This is a genomic window from Streptococcus ictaluri 707-05, from assembly GCF_000188015.2.
Lineage (GTDB): Bacteria > Bacillota > Bacilli > Lactobacillales > Streptococcaceae > Streptococcus > Streptococcus ictaluri.
Genome location: NZ_AEUX02000005.1, coordinates 33,167 through 49,847 on the forward strand (window position 1 = coordinate 33,167; position 16,681 = coordinate 49,847).

Consider the following 16,681-nt stretch of genomic DNA (forward strand, 5'->3'; position numbering starts at 1 on the left):
AAAAGGATGACGAAAAAGCAGTTTCCTCTGGTTGCAGATGGGGAGCCCATTATTGAAGTGGCAAAACAAATGGCCTTGTATGACAATGAGGATCTCATTACTAATATTCAAGGATTTTATCAGGAAAAAGATTACAATGATGTCACGAGAGATTTTCAGTTTGCTGAGAATCAAAAGCTAGCAAATACGTCACACGCCAACTCTTCCAATCGTCTTCAAACCATTAACGAAGGCCGTAACTATGCTAAAGAAGCTCGTCAAAAAGCTAAGCAAGATATTAAAGAGAAACGAAAAGCCTATATTACTAAAGAGATGGCTTATCAGCCAAAACAAACAGCCAAAAAGAGTCAATCACATAAAGCGAGTGCAAGCTTGAAAGAATCGAATTCTGAGTTAGGCCGTTTTACCGGTAAATTACAGCAAGAGGATTATATTTTAGCTGAATTACCGCGTCAGTATAAGGAACCAAAACCATCAGATCAAAAGGCAAGTCAAAAGAATAATTATGACTTTTTGAAACGTAGTCAAATCTATAACAATAAAGAGACCAGAGAAAATCGTGAAAAAACAATAGCTCAAGAACTAAATTTGAGTCGTTTTGATGATTTATCGTAATCAGGTAGTCAATTTAAGGGGAATAAGGGAAATAAAAGGAGTCAAAATGTCAAAAACTTATCATTTTATCGGAATCAAAGGATCTGGGATGAGTGCCTTAGCCTTGATGCTTCACCAAATGGGGCACCAAGTACAAGGAAGTGATGTCGAGAAATACTACTTCACACAACGTGGATTAGAGCAAGCAGGGATTACCATCTTACCATTTGATGAAAAGAATATTTCAAAAGATATGGAACTGATTGCTGGAAATGCTTTTCGTGAAGATAATAATACTGAAGTGGCATATGCTATTCATGAGGGGATTCCTTTTAGACGTTATCATGAGTTCTTAGGAGAATTCATGAAGTCCTTTATTAGCTTTGGTGTCGCAGGAGCTCATGGGAAAACATCTACTACTGGTCTATTATCGCATGTCTTAAAGAATATTACAGATACTTCTTATCTCATTGGAGATGGTACTGGACGCGGCTCTGCTAAGGCGCAGTATTTTGTTTTTGAATCAGATGAATACGAACGTCATTTTATGCCCTACCATCCCGAGTATTCGATTATCACCAATATTGATTTTGATCATCCAGATTACTTTACTGGAATCGACGATGTTTTTGATGCCTTCAACGACTATGCCAAACAAGTGACGAAAGGTCTCTTTGTTTATGGTGAAGATCCAGAATTGAAAAAAATTAGTTCAGAAGCACCTATTTATTATTACGGATTTGAAGATGATAACGATTTTGTTGCTTTTGATTTGACACGCACTACAAATGGCTCTGATTTTAAAGTGAAGCATGGTGATGAACTGCTTGGCACTTTCCATGTTCCTGCTTATGGCCGTCATAACATTTTAAATGCAACGGCTGTGATTGCTAATCTTTATATTGCTGGAATTGATATGTCTCTAGTAGCGGAGCACTTAAAGACGTTTTCAGGGGTTAAACGTCGTTTTACTGAAAAAATCATCAATGATACCATTATTATTGACGATTTTGCTCACCATCCAACTGAAATTGTTGCAACGATTGATGCTGCTAGACAAAAATACCCAAGTAAGGAAATTATTGCTATTTTTCAGCCACATACCTTTACACGAACCATCGCTTTGTTAGATGATTTTGCGCTTGCTTTGAATGATGCAGACAGTGTTTATTTAGCTCAAATTTATGGATCTGCGCGTGAAGTGGATAAGGGTGAAGTCAAAGTAGAAGATTTAGCAGATAAAATTGTCAAGCCTTCTCAAGTGATAAGTGTTGATAATGTATCACCACTTCTAAATCATGACAATGCCGTCTATGTCTTTATGGGAGCTGGGGATATCCAGTTATATGAACGCTCTTTTGAAGAATTGTTAGCTAATTTAACCAAAAATAATCAATAGAGCGTATCGGTTCTTATGATGAAGGGAGTAACCATGCTAATCAGACACGTTTCACAGGATGATTGGGAAGCAATTGCTCAGATCGAGAGGGAAAATTTTTCGATGCTGCTAAACCTGAAGTTATTAAGGAACGAACGCAATTGATTCCTGATACTTTTTTAGTAGCGGAGCTTGATCATTGCATTGCAGGTTATATTGAAGGGCCAGTTATTCAAAATGCCCTTCTTCAAGATCGTCTATTTCATAAGGTCTCGAAAAACCCTAAGCAAGGCGGTTACTTAGCCATTACTAGTTTATCAATTGCCTCTTCTTTCCAAAAGCAAGGTGTGGGAACGGCACTTTTAGCTGCCATGAAAGACTTAGTAGTAGCTCAAAAACGTCAGGGCATTATTCTGACCTGTCACGATTATCTGATTCCCTATTACGAAATGAATGGATTTAAGAACCAAGGCTTATCTGATTCCCAGCATGGTGGTACGATTTGGTATCAAATGTTCTGGGAGACGCCAAGTCGAAACTAAACTTTAGGATTTGTTAAAAAAGTGTAACAAAATGGGGCTTTTATTGCATTTGTTACGCTTTTAAGTTATAATGGCGGTTGATTAAGTTTAGGAGGATTGGCTTTGACCGATTTTAAAGATGATGAGCAAAGTGCTCAGCAACAAAAAAGTTTTAAAGAACAAATTCTAGCTGAGTTGGAAAAAGCAAATCAGATTAGAAAAGAAAAAGAAGAAGAGCTCTATCAAAAAGAACTAGAAGCCAAAGAAGCTGCTCGCCGTACAGCTCACTTATACGCAGAGTACAAAAGACAAGAAGCTCTTCAAAAAGAAGAAGCACAGTCGCCAAATGATTTAGTAGTGGATTCTTATTTGACATCATCAGATCAGTTTTCAGATGAAAGAGTTTCTGATGAGGAGATTCTTGAAGCTGTGGTTACCCCAGCTATCATGCCTGAAGTAGCAGAGGAGTCAAAAAGATATACGCAGGATCAGCCAGACGAAGAGCTAGTAAGGCAAAGAGAAGCTGTTCTTGACGAAAGCTTTGAGGAAGGTGATTCAGTGAAAAAACGAATAAGAAAAAGACAAGAAACAGATCGAATGGCAAAGAAGATATCAACGATTTTGATTTCATCGATTATTGTTGCTCTTTTGGCTATTGGGCTTGCTGGAACTATTTATGTTTATAGCGCTATCAATCCTGTAGATAAGAGAAATAATGAATTTGTGCAAGTGGAAATTCCATCCGGTTCGGGAAATAGGCTTATTGGACAAATTCTTCAAAAAGAAGGTTTGATTAAAAATAGCACTGTCTTTAGTTTTTACACAAAATTTAAAAACTTTACTAATTTTCAAAGTGGATATTACAACCTTCAAAAAAGCATGAGTTTAGAGGAGATAGCTACTGCATTGCAAGAAGGTGGTACGGCTGAACCGACAAAGCTTGCAGTAGGTAAAATTTTAATTCCTGAAGGTTATACCATTAAGCAAATTGCTTCTGCCATTGAGGTGAATAGCAAAGCTCATCACAAAAAAGGACAAACGCCATTTGACTCCAAGGCCTTTCTAAAGCTTGTTTCAGATGATGGTTTTATTCAAGAAATGGTAAAAAAATACCCTCGTTTACTGTCAAATATTCCAAGTAAAGAAGTGGCAGTTTATCAATTGGAAGGTTATCTTTTCCCAGCAACTTATAATTATTACAAAGAAACTGAATTAAGAGATTTAGTGGAAGAGATGATTGCTGCAACTGATGCAAACCTTTCACCATATTACGATGCTATTGCTGCAAGCGGTAAATCAGTGAACGAAGTACTAACTTTAGCTTCACTTGTGGAAAAAGAAGGTTCGACTGATGATGATCGTCGTAGTATTGCTAGTGTCTTTTATAATCGTTTAAATAATGACCTGGCCCTGCAATCAAATATTGCAATTCTATACGCTATGGGCAAATTAGGAGAAAAAACGACTCTAGCTGAAGATGCAGCTATTGACACAACCATTAATTCTCCTTATAATATTTATACCAACACAGGACTAATGCCTGGCCCGGTTGACAGTGCAGGAATCTCTGCTATTGAAGCAACCATTAACCCAGCTTCAACGGACTACTTATACTTTGTGGCCAATGTCCATACTGGTGAAGTCTACTATGCGAAGACATTTGAAGAGCATTCAGCAAATGTCGAAAAATATGTGAATAGTCAAATTCAGTAGAACAAACATGATGCTTAGGCATCATGTTTGTGTTTCTGATTAGTAAAAAAGAAAGAGAAATATCATGGCAGAAAAAACTTACCCAATGACCCTAACTGAAAAAGAGCAACTTGAAAAAGAATTAGAAGAGCTAAAATTAGTTCGACGTCCAGAAGTTGTTGAGCGCATTAAAATTGCTCGCTCTTATGGAGACCTTTCAGAGAATTCCGAATATGACGCAGCAAAGGATGAGCAAGCTTTTGTTGAAGGGCAAATTTCAACATTAGAAACAAAAATTCGCTATGCTGAGATTATTGATAGTGATGCAGTTGCTAAAGACGAAGTGGCTATTGGTCGAACAGTCGTTGTTCAGGAAGTTGGAACAAGTGATAAAGATACCTATCATATTGTAGGAGCTGCAGGGGCAGATATCTTTTCTGGAAAAATCTCTAATGAGAGCCCAATTGCACAAGCTTTGATTGGTAAAAAACGTGGTGATAAAGTTAAAATCGAATCACCAGCTGCTACCTATGAAGTTGAAATCATCAGTGTCGAAAAAACAAATTAATCATATAATGCTTAATGCTCGTCAGAAAGCAGAAGTCAAACTGACTTTTGTCTTCTGATGTTTTTTTATAGCTCTATTAAACTAGAGTAATAAAGAAAAAATAATATCGGCTAGCTTATATGCTAGCCGATATTATTTTTTAACGTTTGCGCTGTTTACCAGCGTTTCGGTTTGACTTGTTTTTCTTTGATGTCATAATCACTTGTGAGACAGGCTCTGAATCAGTCACATCTTTCCTAGGATTTGATGATTGATAAGCTTTAGGCGGATTTTTAGCAAAGTCTTGTTCAATTTGCTGACGCAATCGTGGCTTAATCACGTAAGTGGTGATCAATTGTTGGATAATACTAAAGAATCCACCAACAAACCAATAAAGTCCAACACCAGCTGGAAGATTAAATGACATAAAGACCATCATAATAGGCATGGTATACATCATTGTTTTCATTTGAGCACGTTGTTCCTCTGGCATGGCTTGCATGGATAGCCAAGATTGTACGAGATAAAGGAGTGCGATAACAGCTGTTAGTAATAAGCTACGACTGCCTAGATCAATTCCCATAAAGGTACTTGTGGCAATGCCTTTGGTATGCTGTGCTGCAAAATACATTGAAGAGAAGAAAGGCATCTGAATCAAAAGGGGAAGACACCCAATCCCACCTAATGGGTTAACACCGTTTTCACGTTGAGCAGCCATTAATGCTGTTTGAGCGGCCATTTTTTCCTCTTGAGTCGTAGCAGCTTTGATACGCTGATTAATAGGCTCAAAAACAGGCTTTAAGAATGCCATTTTTTCAGATTGATAGCTGGCTTTCCAAGACTGGTAGAGTCCTAATGGCAAAATGATTGTTCTAACGATGATGGTAACGATAATGATAGCAACACCATATCCTAGCCCAACATTATTAGCGAAGTAATCAATGAAGTACGACATTGGTTTTCCGAGGTAGTCCCAGATAAAACCTTTAGGATTTCCATGAGAATCTCGTCCAACACAACCTGTCAGGGTGAAGAGAATTGACAAAGCAAGCCCTGAAAAGAGAATGCGATTTAATTTTAGTTTCAATGTAAATTTCCTTTAATTTTTAATATACTTACCTATTTTACTGTTTTTTTCAGAAAATAACAATCCCGCGTTGTAAAATGAAGTGCAACAAAAAAGACATGTTCGTCTGATATACTAGAATTCCCCAATTCAGTATGGAAAGCAGATGAACATGTCCAACATTAATTCTACCAGAAAATCATCCTATTCTCATCTTTCAGCCACAGAACGGGGTGAAATTGCTGCTTATCTTAAAATGGGAAAGAAACCCGCTGAGATTGCTCGACTCTTGGGTCGTCACCGTTCTACAATCTGCCGAGAAATAAAACGTGGTTCAGTAGAACAGGTAAAGGATAAGAATGGAAAACAAACCTTCTTCAACGCCTATTTCGCTGATAGTGGGCAACGTGTCTATGAAACCAATCGTCAAAAGAGTTCTTATCTCAAGTTGAATGACTGCTCCGCTAGGTTCATTGAACAATTAGAATCTGCCTTGACGGCTAACATTCGTCTCCATAGTGTGGATAGTTTTGTTCAGACTTACAAAGTGAACCATCCTGAAGAAGTCGTCCCCTCTACCAAAACGATTTATCGTTATATCAAAGAGGGGGTATCAGCTATTAAACCAATCGATTTGCCTAAGATGGTTAGTATCAGAAAACGTTCTAAGAAAGTCATGAAGACGAATAAGAAGACTTTAGGTAAATCTATCGAAGAACGTCCAGAATATATTAATGATCGTTCTGAATTTGGGCATTAGGAGATTGATTTGGTTCTCGGCAAGAAAACCAAAGGTGAAGCTGTTATGTTGACTTTGGTAGAGCGCCAGACACGCTATGCACTAGGAGTTAAGCTGGAAGACAAGCAGTCCCAAACCATTAACCGTGCTGTCACGCATCTCATCAGTCAGTATCCTATTGCATCCATCACAGCGGATAATGGTTCTGAGTTTAGTTTACTCTCAAACTTAGAAGCTGTTGAAGTTTACTTTGCACATCCCTATTCTTCACATGAGAGAGGAACAAACGAGAACTTCAATGGCCTCCTCAGAGAATATGTCCCTAAAGGAGTCTCACTTAATCCACTAACCTCTGAAGAACTTGACAATTATATTACTGCCATCAATGAGCGCCCAAGACGACTTCTTCAATATCAATCCTCAAAATTCCTGTTTGAGCTATCCCGAACAGCTTAACATCTGGAACTCTAGTTATCTATGAACTGGTTGCACTTGACTTGACAACTTGCGAGAAAATAACAATAGTGCTATAGTCTGATTTTTAGTTGGTCATTTTAAAGTCTTCAAAGTCTTCAAAACGACCTAAAGTAACATCAACATAAGTGACTTTTGACCAATGAGAAGGTCCTTTTCGGATTTCTTGGATAAAGTTTGCTAACTTTTGAGGATTTTCTGACTGGGCTAAAATCTCAACAGTACCGTCCTCATTATTCCACACACGCCCAAAAATATCTCCCATTTTTTGTGCTAAGGAGTAGGTAGCATAACGAAAACCAACCCCTTGGACGCGACCAGAGACAATTAAACGTACTTTTTTCATCGCTAACCTCCTTTTATTCATTATAACATATGTGCTTGATAAAGCAGGGAAAAGGCTTGCTAAACAAAAATTGTTGTATTACAATAAAAATACAAATGTAACATAAATAACTTATTTAAGGAGAAAGTAATGATAAAAATAATTAAAAAACTCTTGCTTGTCGTACCACTTTTCTTATTAGTGGCTTGTTCCAACGATGAAAGTATTTCTAAAAACCCAGGTTTAGCAGCTGGTGATCAAGTGCCAAATGTAACTTTGCGAAATCAAGAAGGAGACGATATGCCTCTTTCTGATTTTAAAGGAAAAAAAGTCTATATTAATGTCTGGGCAAGTTGGTGTGGTCCTTGTCGACATGAAATGCCTGATTTAGAAAAGGTTTATCAAGAGGTTAAAGACCAAAAAGATTTAGTCTTTATCTCTTTAACTTCACCTGGAGATAAGGCATTTAATAATCAAAATCCTGCAGATCAAAGTAAAGAAACTATTTTAGAAGTTGCTAAAGAAGAGGGGATTAATTATCCTATTTACTTTGATACTAAGGATAATGCCATGAAAAGGCAACACTTTTCTGTACAACATTTATAAAGTGCTTTTTTCTTTAAGCAATTAATCTCCATGTCATGGGTGTCTGGTAGTTGAGACTGCCATGAATGCGATGGTAATTCCACCAGTGCACATAATCTTTCGTTTTAAGGATTAATTCTTCCAGTGACTGAAAGGTTTCTTGATGAATAAATTCAATTTTGAAAGCGCGATAGGTGCTCTCAGCTACCGCATTGTCATAGGGACAGCCTGCTTGGCTTAGAGAACGATTGATTCCAAAAGCTTACCAACATGTCATCAATCAGCTGATTATCAAACTCCTTCCCACGATCAGAATGGAAGATCTTGACCTTGGTCAGAGCGTAAGGGATGCTCTGAATCGCTTGTTTAACCAATTCGGCGGTCTTATGCCAACCAACTGACAAACCGATGATTTCACGATTGAAGAGATCAATAATCAAGCAAACATAAGCCCAGCTATTACCGACACGAACGTAGGTTAAGTCTGTTACTAAAGCATTTAGAGGCTTTTCTTGATGAAATTGTCTGGCTAAGTGATTAGGAATAGCTGCCACATTCTTCCCTTTTGAATGTGGCTTGAAGGCTGCTTTCTGATAAACGGATACTAAGTTGAGTTTGTGCATGATGCGACGAATCCGACGACGAGACAGCTGGATGCCTTCATTTTCCAAACATTTCTTGATTTTCCTAGCCCCGTATCTGGCCTTACTTTCGAGAAAAATAGCTTTGATATTTTCTTCAAGTTCCGCTTCAGAGACTGGTTTAACAGCCTTGTAGTAATAGCTAGAACGAGGAATGTTCAACCAACGACACATGGCTGAAATGCTATATTTGTCTTTATTAGCAGTGATTACTTCTCTTTTCGTGCCATAATCACCGCCGCTTGCTTTAGGATATCTAACTGCATTTCGAGTTCTTTATTACGCTTTCGGAGTTCAATCAGTTCACGCTGCTCATCTGTAAGATTATCAATAGTTTTAAAGGAACCAGTTGTTTTAGCCTGACGTACCCACTTATCGAAGGTTGATGGGGTTAACTCATATTCTTTGATAAGCTCACTTCGTTTCATCCCTGCATTGTGAAGGTCAACGATTTGTTGCTTAAAGTCATCGGTGAAGTGGCGACGTATTTTTCTAGACATAATATTCTCCTATTTTCTTTAGTGTAGAACACTTTATAAATTCTGTCTAGTTTAGTGTAACCTATTCACCATGAAAGCTTTTGCTATTCGCGCTTTTCCCACTCATATTATGATTAATAGTGATGGAACTTTGGCCTCAATCCAGCCTGGAGCTATCTCCAAAGATAGCTTAAAATCAAGGCTGAAGGCTCTCAAGTAGTTTCGCTTAGGAGAAGAAAGCTCTTTTTTTGGGAGCTAAAGGCTTTGTGGTATAATGATTTTATGATAATTACTTCAAAAGCAAATACACTGATAAAGCAAACCAAAAAACTGTTACAAAAAAAACACCGTAAAGACTCCTATTTAATAGAAGGTTGGCATCTTTTTGAGGAAGCTCAAAAATCCCATCAGATTTTTAAGCACATATTTGTGGTTGAACACATGGCAGATAGGGTCTCTAAATACCAATCTGTTGTTTTGGTAACAGATGAAGTTTTAAAGGAATTAACCGATTCTCCAAGCCCTCAAGGTATCGTAGCTGAAATTGCGCTTCCAGACCAGAAATTGCCAAAACACTTTCAAGGATCTTATCTGATACTAGAAGATGTGCAAGATCCTGGAAATGTCGGTACCATGATTAGAACAGCGGATGCAGCTGGATTTAAAGGCGTCTTCCTATCGGACAAGTCAGCAGATATTTATAATCAAAAAACACTCCGCTCCATGCAAGGAAGTCATTTTCATTTACCGATTTGGCGGACCAATCTTCAAGACCTTTGTCCTCTCATGCAGGCAGAAGATATCCGATTACTTGTAACAACCCTATCAAAGGACTCTGTCGATTATAGAGAATTGAGTAGGCAACCTAATTTTGCCTTGGTAATGGGGAATGAGGGAAGTGGTATAAGTGAAGAGATGGCAACTATGGCTGACAAACTGGTGCATATCAATATGCCAGGGCAGGCAGAGAGTTTGAATGTGGCTGTGGCGGCCGGAATACTCATTTTCAGCTTGATTTAAGCTTCTATGTTATAATATGAGCACGAGGTGATTATGATATGCATTATACAGAAGATACAGAATTTATGGAACATGTCGGTGATTTGGTTGCTCATCCTCGCTTCCAAAAGTTGCAGCACATTGTTCAGCACAACCATTCGACGCGCTTAGAGCACTCGATCAATGTTTCTTACTCAAGTTATAAATTAGCCAAAAAATTTGGCTGGGATGCCAAGAGTACGGCTCGAGGTGGTTTGTTACATGACTTTTTCTATTACGATTGGCGTGTGACCAAGTTTAATAAAGGCCATGCTTGGGTACATCCCCGAATTGCCGTAAGAAATGCTAAAAAGCTGACCATACTCAACAAAAAAGAAGAAGATATTATTTTGAAGCATATGTGGGGAGCAACTGTTGCTTTTCCGCGCTATAAAGAAAGCTACATTGTAACCTTAGTGGACAAATATTGGGCAGTTAAAGAAGCCGCAACCCCCTTACGTCAGAAATGGACCAACCGTCGTTTCTTACGTCGCAAGACCTTACAAAGTCATAACCGTTAGTCAAAGGAGTTTTATATGGATCAACAGGTGATTTACACACAAACTGATACAGGATTAAATCAGTTTTTTGCTAAAATATATAGTCTGGTAGGAATGGGAATTGGATTATCGGCATTTGTTTCTTATCTTATGCTCTTTCCTTTTAGGGATAATTTGGTGTCCATCATTTATAACCATCCTATGGTTTATTATGGAGCTGCTATTGTTGAGTTGATTTTAGTCTTTGTTGCCAGTGGTGCAGCACGCAAGAACACACCTGCAGCCTTGCCTTTATTTTTAATCTATTCAGCCTTGAATGGTTTTACCTTAAGTTTTATCATTGTTGTTTATGCACAAACAACGGTTTTTCAAGCTTTCTTATCTTCAGCGGCCCTTTTCTTTGCCATGTCTTTTATTGGAGCAAAGGTAAAAAAAGATTTGTCAGGTCTACGAAAAACCCTTTTAGCAGCTTTGATTGGAATTATTGTGGCTAGTTTGGTTAACCTCTTTTTAGCTAGTGACATGATGAGTTATGTGATTAGTCTGATTTCGGTTTTAATTTTCTCAGGCTTGATTGCTTCAGATAACCAGATGATTAAGCGTGTTTATCAGTCTACCAATGGACAAGTTGGAGATGGTTGGGCTGTAGCAATGGCACTTAGTCTTTATCTTGACTTTATTAACTTATTCATTAGCTTACTTCGTATTTTCGGACGAAATGACTAGTGATGTGACAGCGAGCGAAAGCTCGCTTTTTTAGCAAGTTAATTTCAAGTGACTCGGCTAGAGTCTTCCTATTCTTTTCTTTATGAAAGAAAACCATCCGCCTTTGGTTTGCTATTTGTAAACTGCTTTGATTTTTGATATAATGAGAAGAATAAAAAACGAGGAGAAACTATTAAACTATGTCTACAGCTATTTGGATTTTGTTGATTATTGTGGCGCTTACAGCCGGACTTTTTGGAGGCATTTTCATTGCTCGCAAACAAATTGAAAAAGAAATTGGAGAGCACCCACGTTTGACGCCAGAAGCTATCCGTGAAATGATGAGCCAAATGGGGCAAAAGCCAAGTGAAGCAAAGATTCAACAAACTTATCGTAACATTGTGAAACAATCTAAGGCAGCAGTTGCTAAAGGTAAAAAATAGTCTACTAAATGACCAGCTTTTCAAAGAAAAGCCTTATAGTCATTAAACGTATAGAGTGAACAGTCATTGATCTTAATAGTTCGTTTGGACTTGTATTATCAGTTAGATTTGTCAACTGTTCAGGGGTTAAAAGAGACTCGGTTGGCAATTTCCAGCTGAGTTTTTTATGTTTTGGATAAGGAAGTGCCAATGATGGATAGCAGACCGATAGGTTTTTTAGATTCAGGTGTAGGAGGCTTGACAGTTGTTAAGGAATTGATGCGACAACTTCCTCATGAAAAAGTCGTTTATATTGGTGATTCAGCTAGAGCTCCTTATGGACCTCGCTCTGTCCAACAAATTCGTGACTTTACTTGGCAACTGGTCAATTTTTTACTTGCCCAAAATGTTAAAATGATTGTCTTTGCTTGTAATACAGCGACCGCTGTCACCTGGGAAGAAGTTAAGGAAGCCCTTGATATTCCAGTATTAGGAGTGATTTTACCGGGTGCTAGTGCAGCCATTAAAGCAAGCAAAACAGGTAAGATAGGTGTTATTGGGACGCCCATGACGGTCTCTTCGGATATTTATCGGCAAAAGATACAACTTTTAGCGCCTTCCTTTCAGGTCACAAGTCTTTCATGTCCTAAATTTGTACCTATTGTGGAGTCGAATGAAATAAAGTCTAGCGTGGCTAAAAAAGTGGTTTATGAGAGCTTAGCTCCTTTGGTTGGAAAGGTGGATACCTTAGTTTTAGGTTGTACACACTATCCTCTCTTAAGGCCTATTATTCAGAATGTAATGGGACCAGAGGTTCAGCTGATTGATAGTGGGGCAGAGTGTGTTCGAGACATTTCTGTGCTTCTTAATTATTTTGAAATTAATGGTAGCCGACAAGAAGACAAAGTACAAAACTGGTTTTATACGACAGCAAGTCCAGAAAGCTTTCGAGAGATTGCGACAAGCTGGCTAAAAAGAGATATTAATGTGGAGCATGTAAACTTATGAATGACAATGTTTATGAATACAAAGATGAGAACAACTGGTTTTTAGGGAAATGGGAGTCTTTTAACTATTTTACCTATTTTGGTGATGATGAAGCCTATGATGCCGTTCGAGAGCTGTTTCATCAAACCGTAACAGCTTTACAAGTTGACAATCTCCAGATTCATGTCGTTAAGTTAGGCAGTAGCTATCACTTGGTCTCTTTTTTGGTTGATATGATTAATCAAGCCTTTCAACGTCAGATTCAACTTCGTCAACTTTCAGGTAGTCTATTACTTATAGAAAATGATCAATTATTAGCGGTTCATTTGCCTAAGAATGGTGTCGCAGTCAAGACTTTTTTTGAGAATCAAGAGACCAGTTTTGGTGATGTCATATTGATTGCTACTCGAAACGAGGGTAAAACAAAAGAGTTTCGCCATTTATTTGGTAAATTAGGCTTAAGGGTCGAAAACCTTAACGATTACCCAGACTTACCTGATGTTGAAGAAACAGGAACAAGTTTTGAAGAGAATGCTAGGCTTAAAGCTGAAACCATTTCAGCTTTAACTGGTAAAATGGTGTTATCAGATGATTCTGGATTGAAAGTAGATGCCTTAGGTGGATTGCCAGGTGTTTGGTCGGCACGCTTTTCAGGGCCAGAAGCGACAGATGCTAAAAATAATGCCAAGTTATTACATGAATTAGCGATGGTCTTTAAGCAAGAAGATCGCTCTGCCCAATTTCATACGACTCTAGTAGTAGCTGCGCCAGGGAGAGAAAGCCTTGTGGTAGAAGCAGATTGGCCAGGTTATATTGTGACACAACCAAAAGGAGAGCATGGCTTTGGATATGATCCGCTCTTTCTTGTGGGTGAAACAGGAAAACATGCCGCAGAGCTTGACGCGGAAGAAAAAAATAAGATTTCTCATAGAGGACAAGCGGTTAAGAAGTTGATAGAGGTATTTCCGACATGGCAAGCAAAACAATCATTGTAATGAGCGATTCGCATGGAGACCGTGATATTGTTCTTGCTATTAAAGAAAAGTATTTTGGTCAAGTCGATGCTATTTTTCATAATGGGGATTCTGAGTTACCTAGTTCAGATCCGATTTGGCAAGGCATTCAAGTGGTTGCTGGTAATTGTGATTATGATAGCGCCTATCCAGACGATTTGGTCACAGAAGTGGGGGATATTAAGATTGCTCAGACGCATGGCCACCTTTATCATATTAATTTTATGTGGGATAAATTGAATTATTTTGCACAAGAAGCACAAGCAGATATTTGTCTCTACGGACACCTCCATCGCCCAGCCGCTTGGAAGGAAGGAAAAACCATTTTTCTCAATCCTGGATCGGTGTCACAACCACGAGGTGAGGTCAATGAATGCTTGTATGCACGAATCATCTCAGATGATCGTATGATTAAAGTGGACTTTTTGACACGCCAACACAAGCTTTACCCATCACTTTCTAAGGAATTTAAACGATGATCGCAAAAGAATTTGAAACTTTTTTAATTAGTCATTTAGACAGTTACTTGATTCCTGCTGAAGATTTAGCCATTTTTATTGACACTCACAATGCCGATCATGTCATGTTATTATTGGTCAGCAACGGCTTTTCTAGGGTTCCTGTTATCACAAAAGATAAAAAATACGTTGGGACAATCAGTATTTCTGATATCATGACTTACCAGTCTAAGGGGCAATTGACTGACTGGGAGATGACCCAAACGGATATTGGTCACATGGTCAATACCAAAATTGAAACCATTAATATTACCTCAAGCTTAACGGAAATCATGCATAAACTAGTAGACTTTCCTTTTTTGCCAGTTGTTAATAATGATCAGCACTTTGTTGGTATCATTACGCGCAAGTCTATTTTAAAAGCCGTTAATAGCCTTTTGCATGATTTTACAGATGACTATCGTATTTTGAAAAAATGATTAGTGTTATTGAAACTTTTATTAAGAGTAAGCCCTTATCTGATAACAGTCAGAAATCCTATCGTTATGATCTGCAACAATTCTGCGAAGAGGTTGGCGAACGTATCACTCCAGAAAAATTGGCACTTTATAAGCAAGGCCTTAGCAAGCTGAGTTTATCAGCAAAAAAACGTAAGATTTCGACAGTTAACCAATTTTTATATTTTCTCTATCGGCAAAAGCTGATGGAAGATTTCTTGAAAATTGAGGAAAAAGTAAGATTAGCACCTGCTAAGACCCCAAGAGAGTTGATTCAACGTGAAGTTTTCTATCAGGAATCTTCCTTTCCTAAAGGACAATTAATTGCACTACTGATATTGGAGTTGGGGTTAATCCCAAGTGAGATTGCTCAGATTAGATTGGCTGATTTAGACTTGGAATTTAAGATTTTAAAACTTGAGAATGATCACTGTCGACGTGTCTTGTCGCTAAGTAGTGAATTGCTTCCTTTTTTGACGCAAGAGATCGTTAGTCAAAGAGTTTATCTTTTTGACCATAACGGAAAACCCTTTTCTAGGCAATGGTTTTTTAAGCAGCTCAAGTCTTTTTTAGAAAGTATTGGACAAGGGCAATTGACAGCTCAGAGTTTACGGGAGCAATTTATTATCAAGGAAAAGTCAAAGGGCAAGTCCATGATGGCCATTAGTCAGTCACTGGGCTTAAAAAGCCCTCAGACCATAGAAAAATATTTTAGAACATAATGGATATAAAAGTTAAGGATTTTGAAGGGCCACTAGATTTGCTCCTGCATTTAGTCTCTCAATATAAAGTGGACATTTATGAGGTTCCAATTACTCAAGTCATTGAACAGTACTTGGTCTACATTGAAACGGTACAAGCCATGCGATTGGAGCTTGCAGGCGAATATATGGTCATGGCCAGTCAATTAATGCTCATCAAAAGCAGACGACTTCTACCAAAGTTGGTTGAAAAAGGTTTCGAGGAAGATGACCTTGAACAAGACTTATTGAGTAAGATTGAAGAGTACAGTCAGTTTAAGCAATTAAGTCAAGAACTAGGTCAGCAACATGATTGCCGAGCTAAATTTTTTGCCAAACCAAAGCAAGAATTAATTTTTGAAGATACGGTCTTGCAAGAAGATAAGACTGTTATGGATCTTTTTTTAGCCTTTTCAAAAATCATGACCGCTAAGCGTGAAGCCTTTAAAAATAGCCATACCGTTATTGAGCGTGATGATTATCGTATTGAAGACATGATGATCAGAATTGAAGACCGCCTAGCGCATAAAAACGAAGTGACCTTAAGTGACTTATTTGATGATTGTCAGAACATCAATGAAGTCATTACTTTATTTTTGGCTACTTTGGAATTGGTTAAGGTTCATTCTGTCTTTGTGGAACAATCGTCTAATTTTGGTCAGATTATAGTGAGAAAGGATGTGTCATGACCTATTTATCTCAAATAGAAGCCTTGTTATTTGTAGCAGGAGAAGAAGGTCTCAGCTTAAGACAATTAGCGACCATGATTGATTTATCTCCCACGGCACTGCAACAGCAATTGGAAAAATTGGCAGAAAAATATCAAGCGGATTTAGACTCGAGTTTGTGTCTCCTAGAGACGTCAAATACTTATAAGTTGGTGACTAAAGATGCTTTTTCAGCACTCTTAAGAGATTATGCCAAAGCACCTATCAACCAGAGTCTTTCTAGGGCTAGTTTAGAGGTCCTAGCTATCATTGCTTATAAGCAGCCCATTACACGTATTGAGATTGATGATATTAGAGGTGTTAATTCTAGCGGTACTTTAAGCAAGCTGATGGCTTTTGAGCTGATTAAGGAAGCTGGTAAAAAAGAGGTGGTAGGCCGTCCAAACCTTTATGCCACGACAGACTATTTTCTAGATTACATGGGAATTAACCACCTTGACCAATTGGTTGATGCATCATCTCTAGAGATACAAGCTGAAGAAACAGCTCTGTTTCAACCTAATGATTAATAAGCAGCTTGACTTAAAGGGCAAGCCATTTGCAATAAGAAAG

General features: G+C 38.1%; 17 protein-coding genes and 5 pseudogenes. 19 read left to right on the top strand and 3 right to left on the bottom strand.

Features of this window, described 5'->3' with window-relative positions:
- Nucleotides 1–6 precede the first annotated feature (6 nt).
- The 6 genes and pseudogenes from STRIC_RS03365 to greA all read left to right on the top strand — a co-directional run bounded on the left by STRIC_RS03365 (nucleotide 7) and on the right by greA (nucleotide 4,753).
- Entirely contained in the window at nucleotides 7–615 is a 609-nt protein-coding gene (locus tag STRIC_RS03365) for a hypothetical protein (protein WP_008088300.1), read from the top strand.
- A gap of 46 nt (nucleotides 616–661) precedes the next feature.
- A complete protein-coding gene (gene murC, locus STRIC_RS03370; RefSeq protein ID WP_008088189.1) occupies nucleotides 662–1,993 on the top strand; it encodes a UDP-N-acetylmuramate--L-alanine ligase in 1,332 nt (443 codons plus the stop codon).
- 33 nt (nucleotides 1,994–2,026) lie between these two features.
- Nucleotides 2,027–2,514 (top strand): annotated as a pseudogene (locus STRIC_RS03375) (GNAT family N-acetyltransferase).
- Between the two features lie 96 nt (nucleotides 2,515–2,610).
- A pseudogene (locus STRIC_RS13030) lies at nucleotides 2,611–2,827 on the top strand (endolytic transglycosylase MltG); the annotation flags it as partial.
- 239 nt (nucleotides 2,828–3,066) lie between these two features.
- A pseudogene (gene mltG, locus STRIC_RS03380) lies at nucleotides 3,067–4,206 on the top strand (endolytic transglycosylase MltG); the annotation flags it as partial.
- Between the two features lie 64 nt (nucleotides 4,207–4,270).
- Nucleotides 4,271–4,753, top strand: coding sequence for a transcription elongation factor GreA (greA, locus tag STRIC_RS03385; protein ID WP_008088597.1), 483 nt, complete (start codon nucleotides 4,271–4,273; stop codon nucleotides 4,751–4,753).
- Nucleotides 4,754–4,892: 139 nt separating this feature from the next.
- Here the strand turns inward: greA and yidC are convergent, their stop codons facing one another.
- Nucleotides 4,893–5,819 (bottom strand): membrane protein insertase YidC, encoded by a 927-nt coding sequence (yidC, locus tag STRIC_RS03390; protein WP_008088153.1) that lies wholly within the window; start codon nucleotides 5,817–5,819, stop codon nucleotides 4,893–4,895.
- Nucleotides 5,820–5,970: 151 nt separating this feature from the next.
- On the opposite strand from yidC, the pseudogene STRIC_RS03395 reads away from it, so the two are divergent.
- Nucleotides 5,971–6,993 (top strand): annotated as a pseudogene (locus STRIC_RS03395) (IS30 family transposase).
- An 85-nt stretch (nucleotides 6,994–7,078) separates the two neighbouring features.
- Here the strand turns inward: STRIC_RS03395 and STRIC_RS03400 are convergent.
- Nucleotides 7,079–7,357, bottom strand: a complete 279-nt coding sequence (locus tag STRIC_RS03400; RefSeq protein WP_008088050.1) for an acylphosphatase — start codon at nucleotides 7,355–7,357, stop codon at nucleotides 7,079–7,081.
- A 129-nt stretch (nucleotides 7,358–7,486) separates the two neighbouring features.
- Between STRIC_RS03400 and STRIC_RS03405 the strand changes: the two genes are divergently transcribed.
- Nucleotides 7,487–7,942, top strand: coding sequence for a TlpA family protein disulfide reductase (locus tag STRIC_RS03405; protein WP_008088191.1), 456 nt, complete (start codon nucleotides 7,487–7,489; stop codon nucleotides 7,940–7,942).
- Between the two features lie 13 nt (nucleotides 7,943–7,955).
- Here STRIC_RS03405 and STRIC_RS03410 read toward each other — a convergent pair.
- Nucleotides 7,956–9,062 (bottom strand): annotated as a pseudogene (locus STRIC_RS03410) (IS3 family transposase).
- A 261-nt stretch (nucleotides 9,063–9,323) separates the two neighbouring features.
- On the opposite strand from STRIC_RS03410, the gene STRIC_RS03420 reads away from it, so the two are divergent.
- The 11 genes from STRIC_RS03420 (at nucleotide 9,324) to scpB (ending at nucleotide 16,638) form a co-directional block, all read left to right on the top strand.
- Complete coding sequence (locus STRIC_RS03420) at nucleotides 9,324–10,061, top strand: TrmH family RNA methyltransferase (RefSeq protein ID WP_040831992.1); 738 nt, start codon at nucleotides 9,324–9,326, stop codon at nucleotides 10,059–10,061.
- Nucleotides 10,062–10,099: 38 nt separating this feature from the next.
- The gene (locus STRIC_RS03425; RefSeq protein WP_008088357.1) at nucleotides 10,100–10,600 is read left to right on the top strand and encodes an HD domain-containing protein; all 501 of its coding nucleotides are present in this window, start codon (nucleotides 10,100–10,102) and stop codon (nucleotides 10,598–10,600) included.
- Nucleotides 10,601–10,615: 15 nt separating this feature from the next.
- Entirely contained in the window at nucleotides 10,616–11,305 is a 690-nt protein-coding gene (locus STRIC_RS03430; protein WP_008088515.1) for a Bax inhibitor-1/YccA family protein, read from the top strand.
- 179 nt (nucleotides 11,306–11,484) lie between these two features.
- Nucleotides 11,485–11,727 (top strand): YneF family protein, encoded by a 243-nt coding sequence (locus STRIC_RS03435; protein WP_008088581.1) that lies wholly within the window; start codon nucleotides 11,485–11,487, stop codon nucleotides 11,725–11,727.
- A gap of 192 nt (nucleotides 11,728–11,919) precedes the next feature.
- Complete coding sequence (gene racE / locus STRIC_RS03440; protein ID WP_040831994.1) at nucleotides 11,920–12,714, top strand: glutamate racemase; 795 nt, start codon at nucleotides 11,920–11,922, stop codon at nucleotides 12,712–12,714.
- Nucleotides 12,711–13,688: a nucleoside-triphosphate diphosphatase gene (locus tag STRIC_RS03445; protein WP_008088059.1), complete on the top strand. Its 978-nt coding sequence runs from the start codon at nucleotides 12,711–12,713 to the stop codon at nucleotides 13,686–13,688. Before racE ends, STRIC_RS03445 begins: the two co-directional genes overlap by 4 nt.
- The gene (locus STRIC_RS03450; protein WP_008088505.1) at nucleotides 13,664–14,185 is read left to right on the top strand and encodes a metallophosphoesterase; all 522 of its coding nucleotides are present in this window, start codon (nucleotides 13,664–13,666) and stop codon (nucleotides 14,183–14,185) included. The genes STRIC_RS03445 and STRIC_RS03450 overlap by 25 nt, the downstream gene beginning before the upstream one ends.
- Nucleotides 14,182–14,643: a cyclic-di-AMP-binding protein CbpB gene (gene cbpB / locus STRIC_RS03455; protein ID WP_008088406.1), complete on the top strand. Its 462-nt coding sequence runs from the start codon at nucleotides 14,182–14,184 to the stop codon at nucleotides 14,641–14,643. The genes STRIC_RS03450 and cbpB overlap by 4 nt, the downstream gene beginning before the upstream one ends.
- Nucleotides 14,640–15,383 carry a site-specific tyrosine recombinase XerD gene (gene xerD, locus STRIC_RS03460; RefSeq protein WP_008088116.1) on the top strand — a complete coding sequence of 248 codons (744 nt, stop codon included), beginning with the start codon at nucleotides 14,640–14,642 and terminating at the stop codon, nucleotides 15,381–15,383. Before cbpB ends, xerD begins: the two co-directional genes overlap by 4 nt.
- A complete protein-coding gene (locus STRIC_RS03465; RefSeq protein ID WP_008088380.1) occupies nucleotides 15,383–16,090 on the top strand; it encodes a segregation/condensation protein A in 708 nt (235 codons plus the stop codon). Before xerD ends, STRIC_RS03465 begins: the two co-directional genes overlap by 1 nt.
- Nucleotides 16,087–16,638, top strand: a complete 552-nt coding sequence (gene scpB, locus STRIC_RS03470; RefSeq protein ID WP_008088527.1) for an SMC-Scp complex subunit ScpB — start codon at nucleotides 16,087–16,089, stop codon at nucleotides 16,636–16,638. Before STRIC_RS03465 ends, scpB begins: the two co-directional genes overlap by 4 nt.
- The last annotated feature ends 43 nt before the right edge of the window (nucleotides 16,639–16,681 follow it).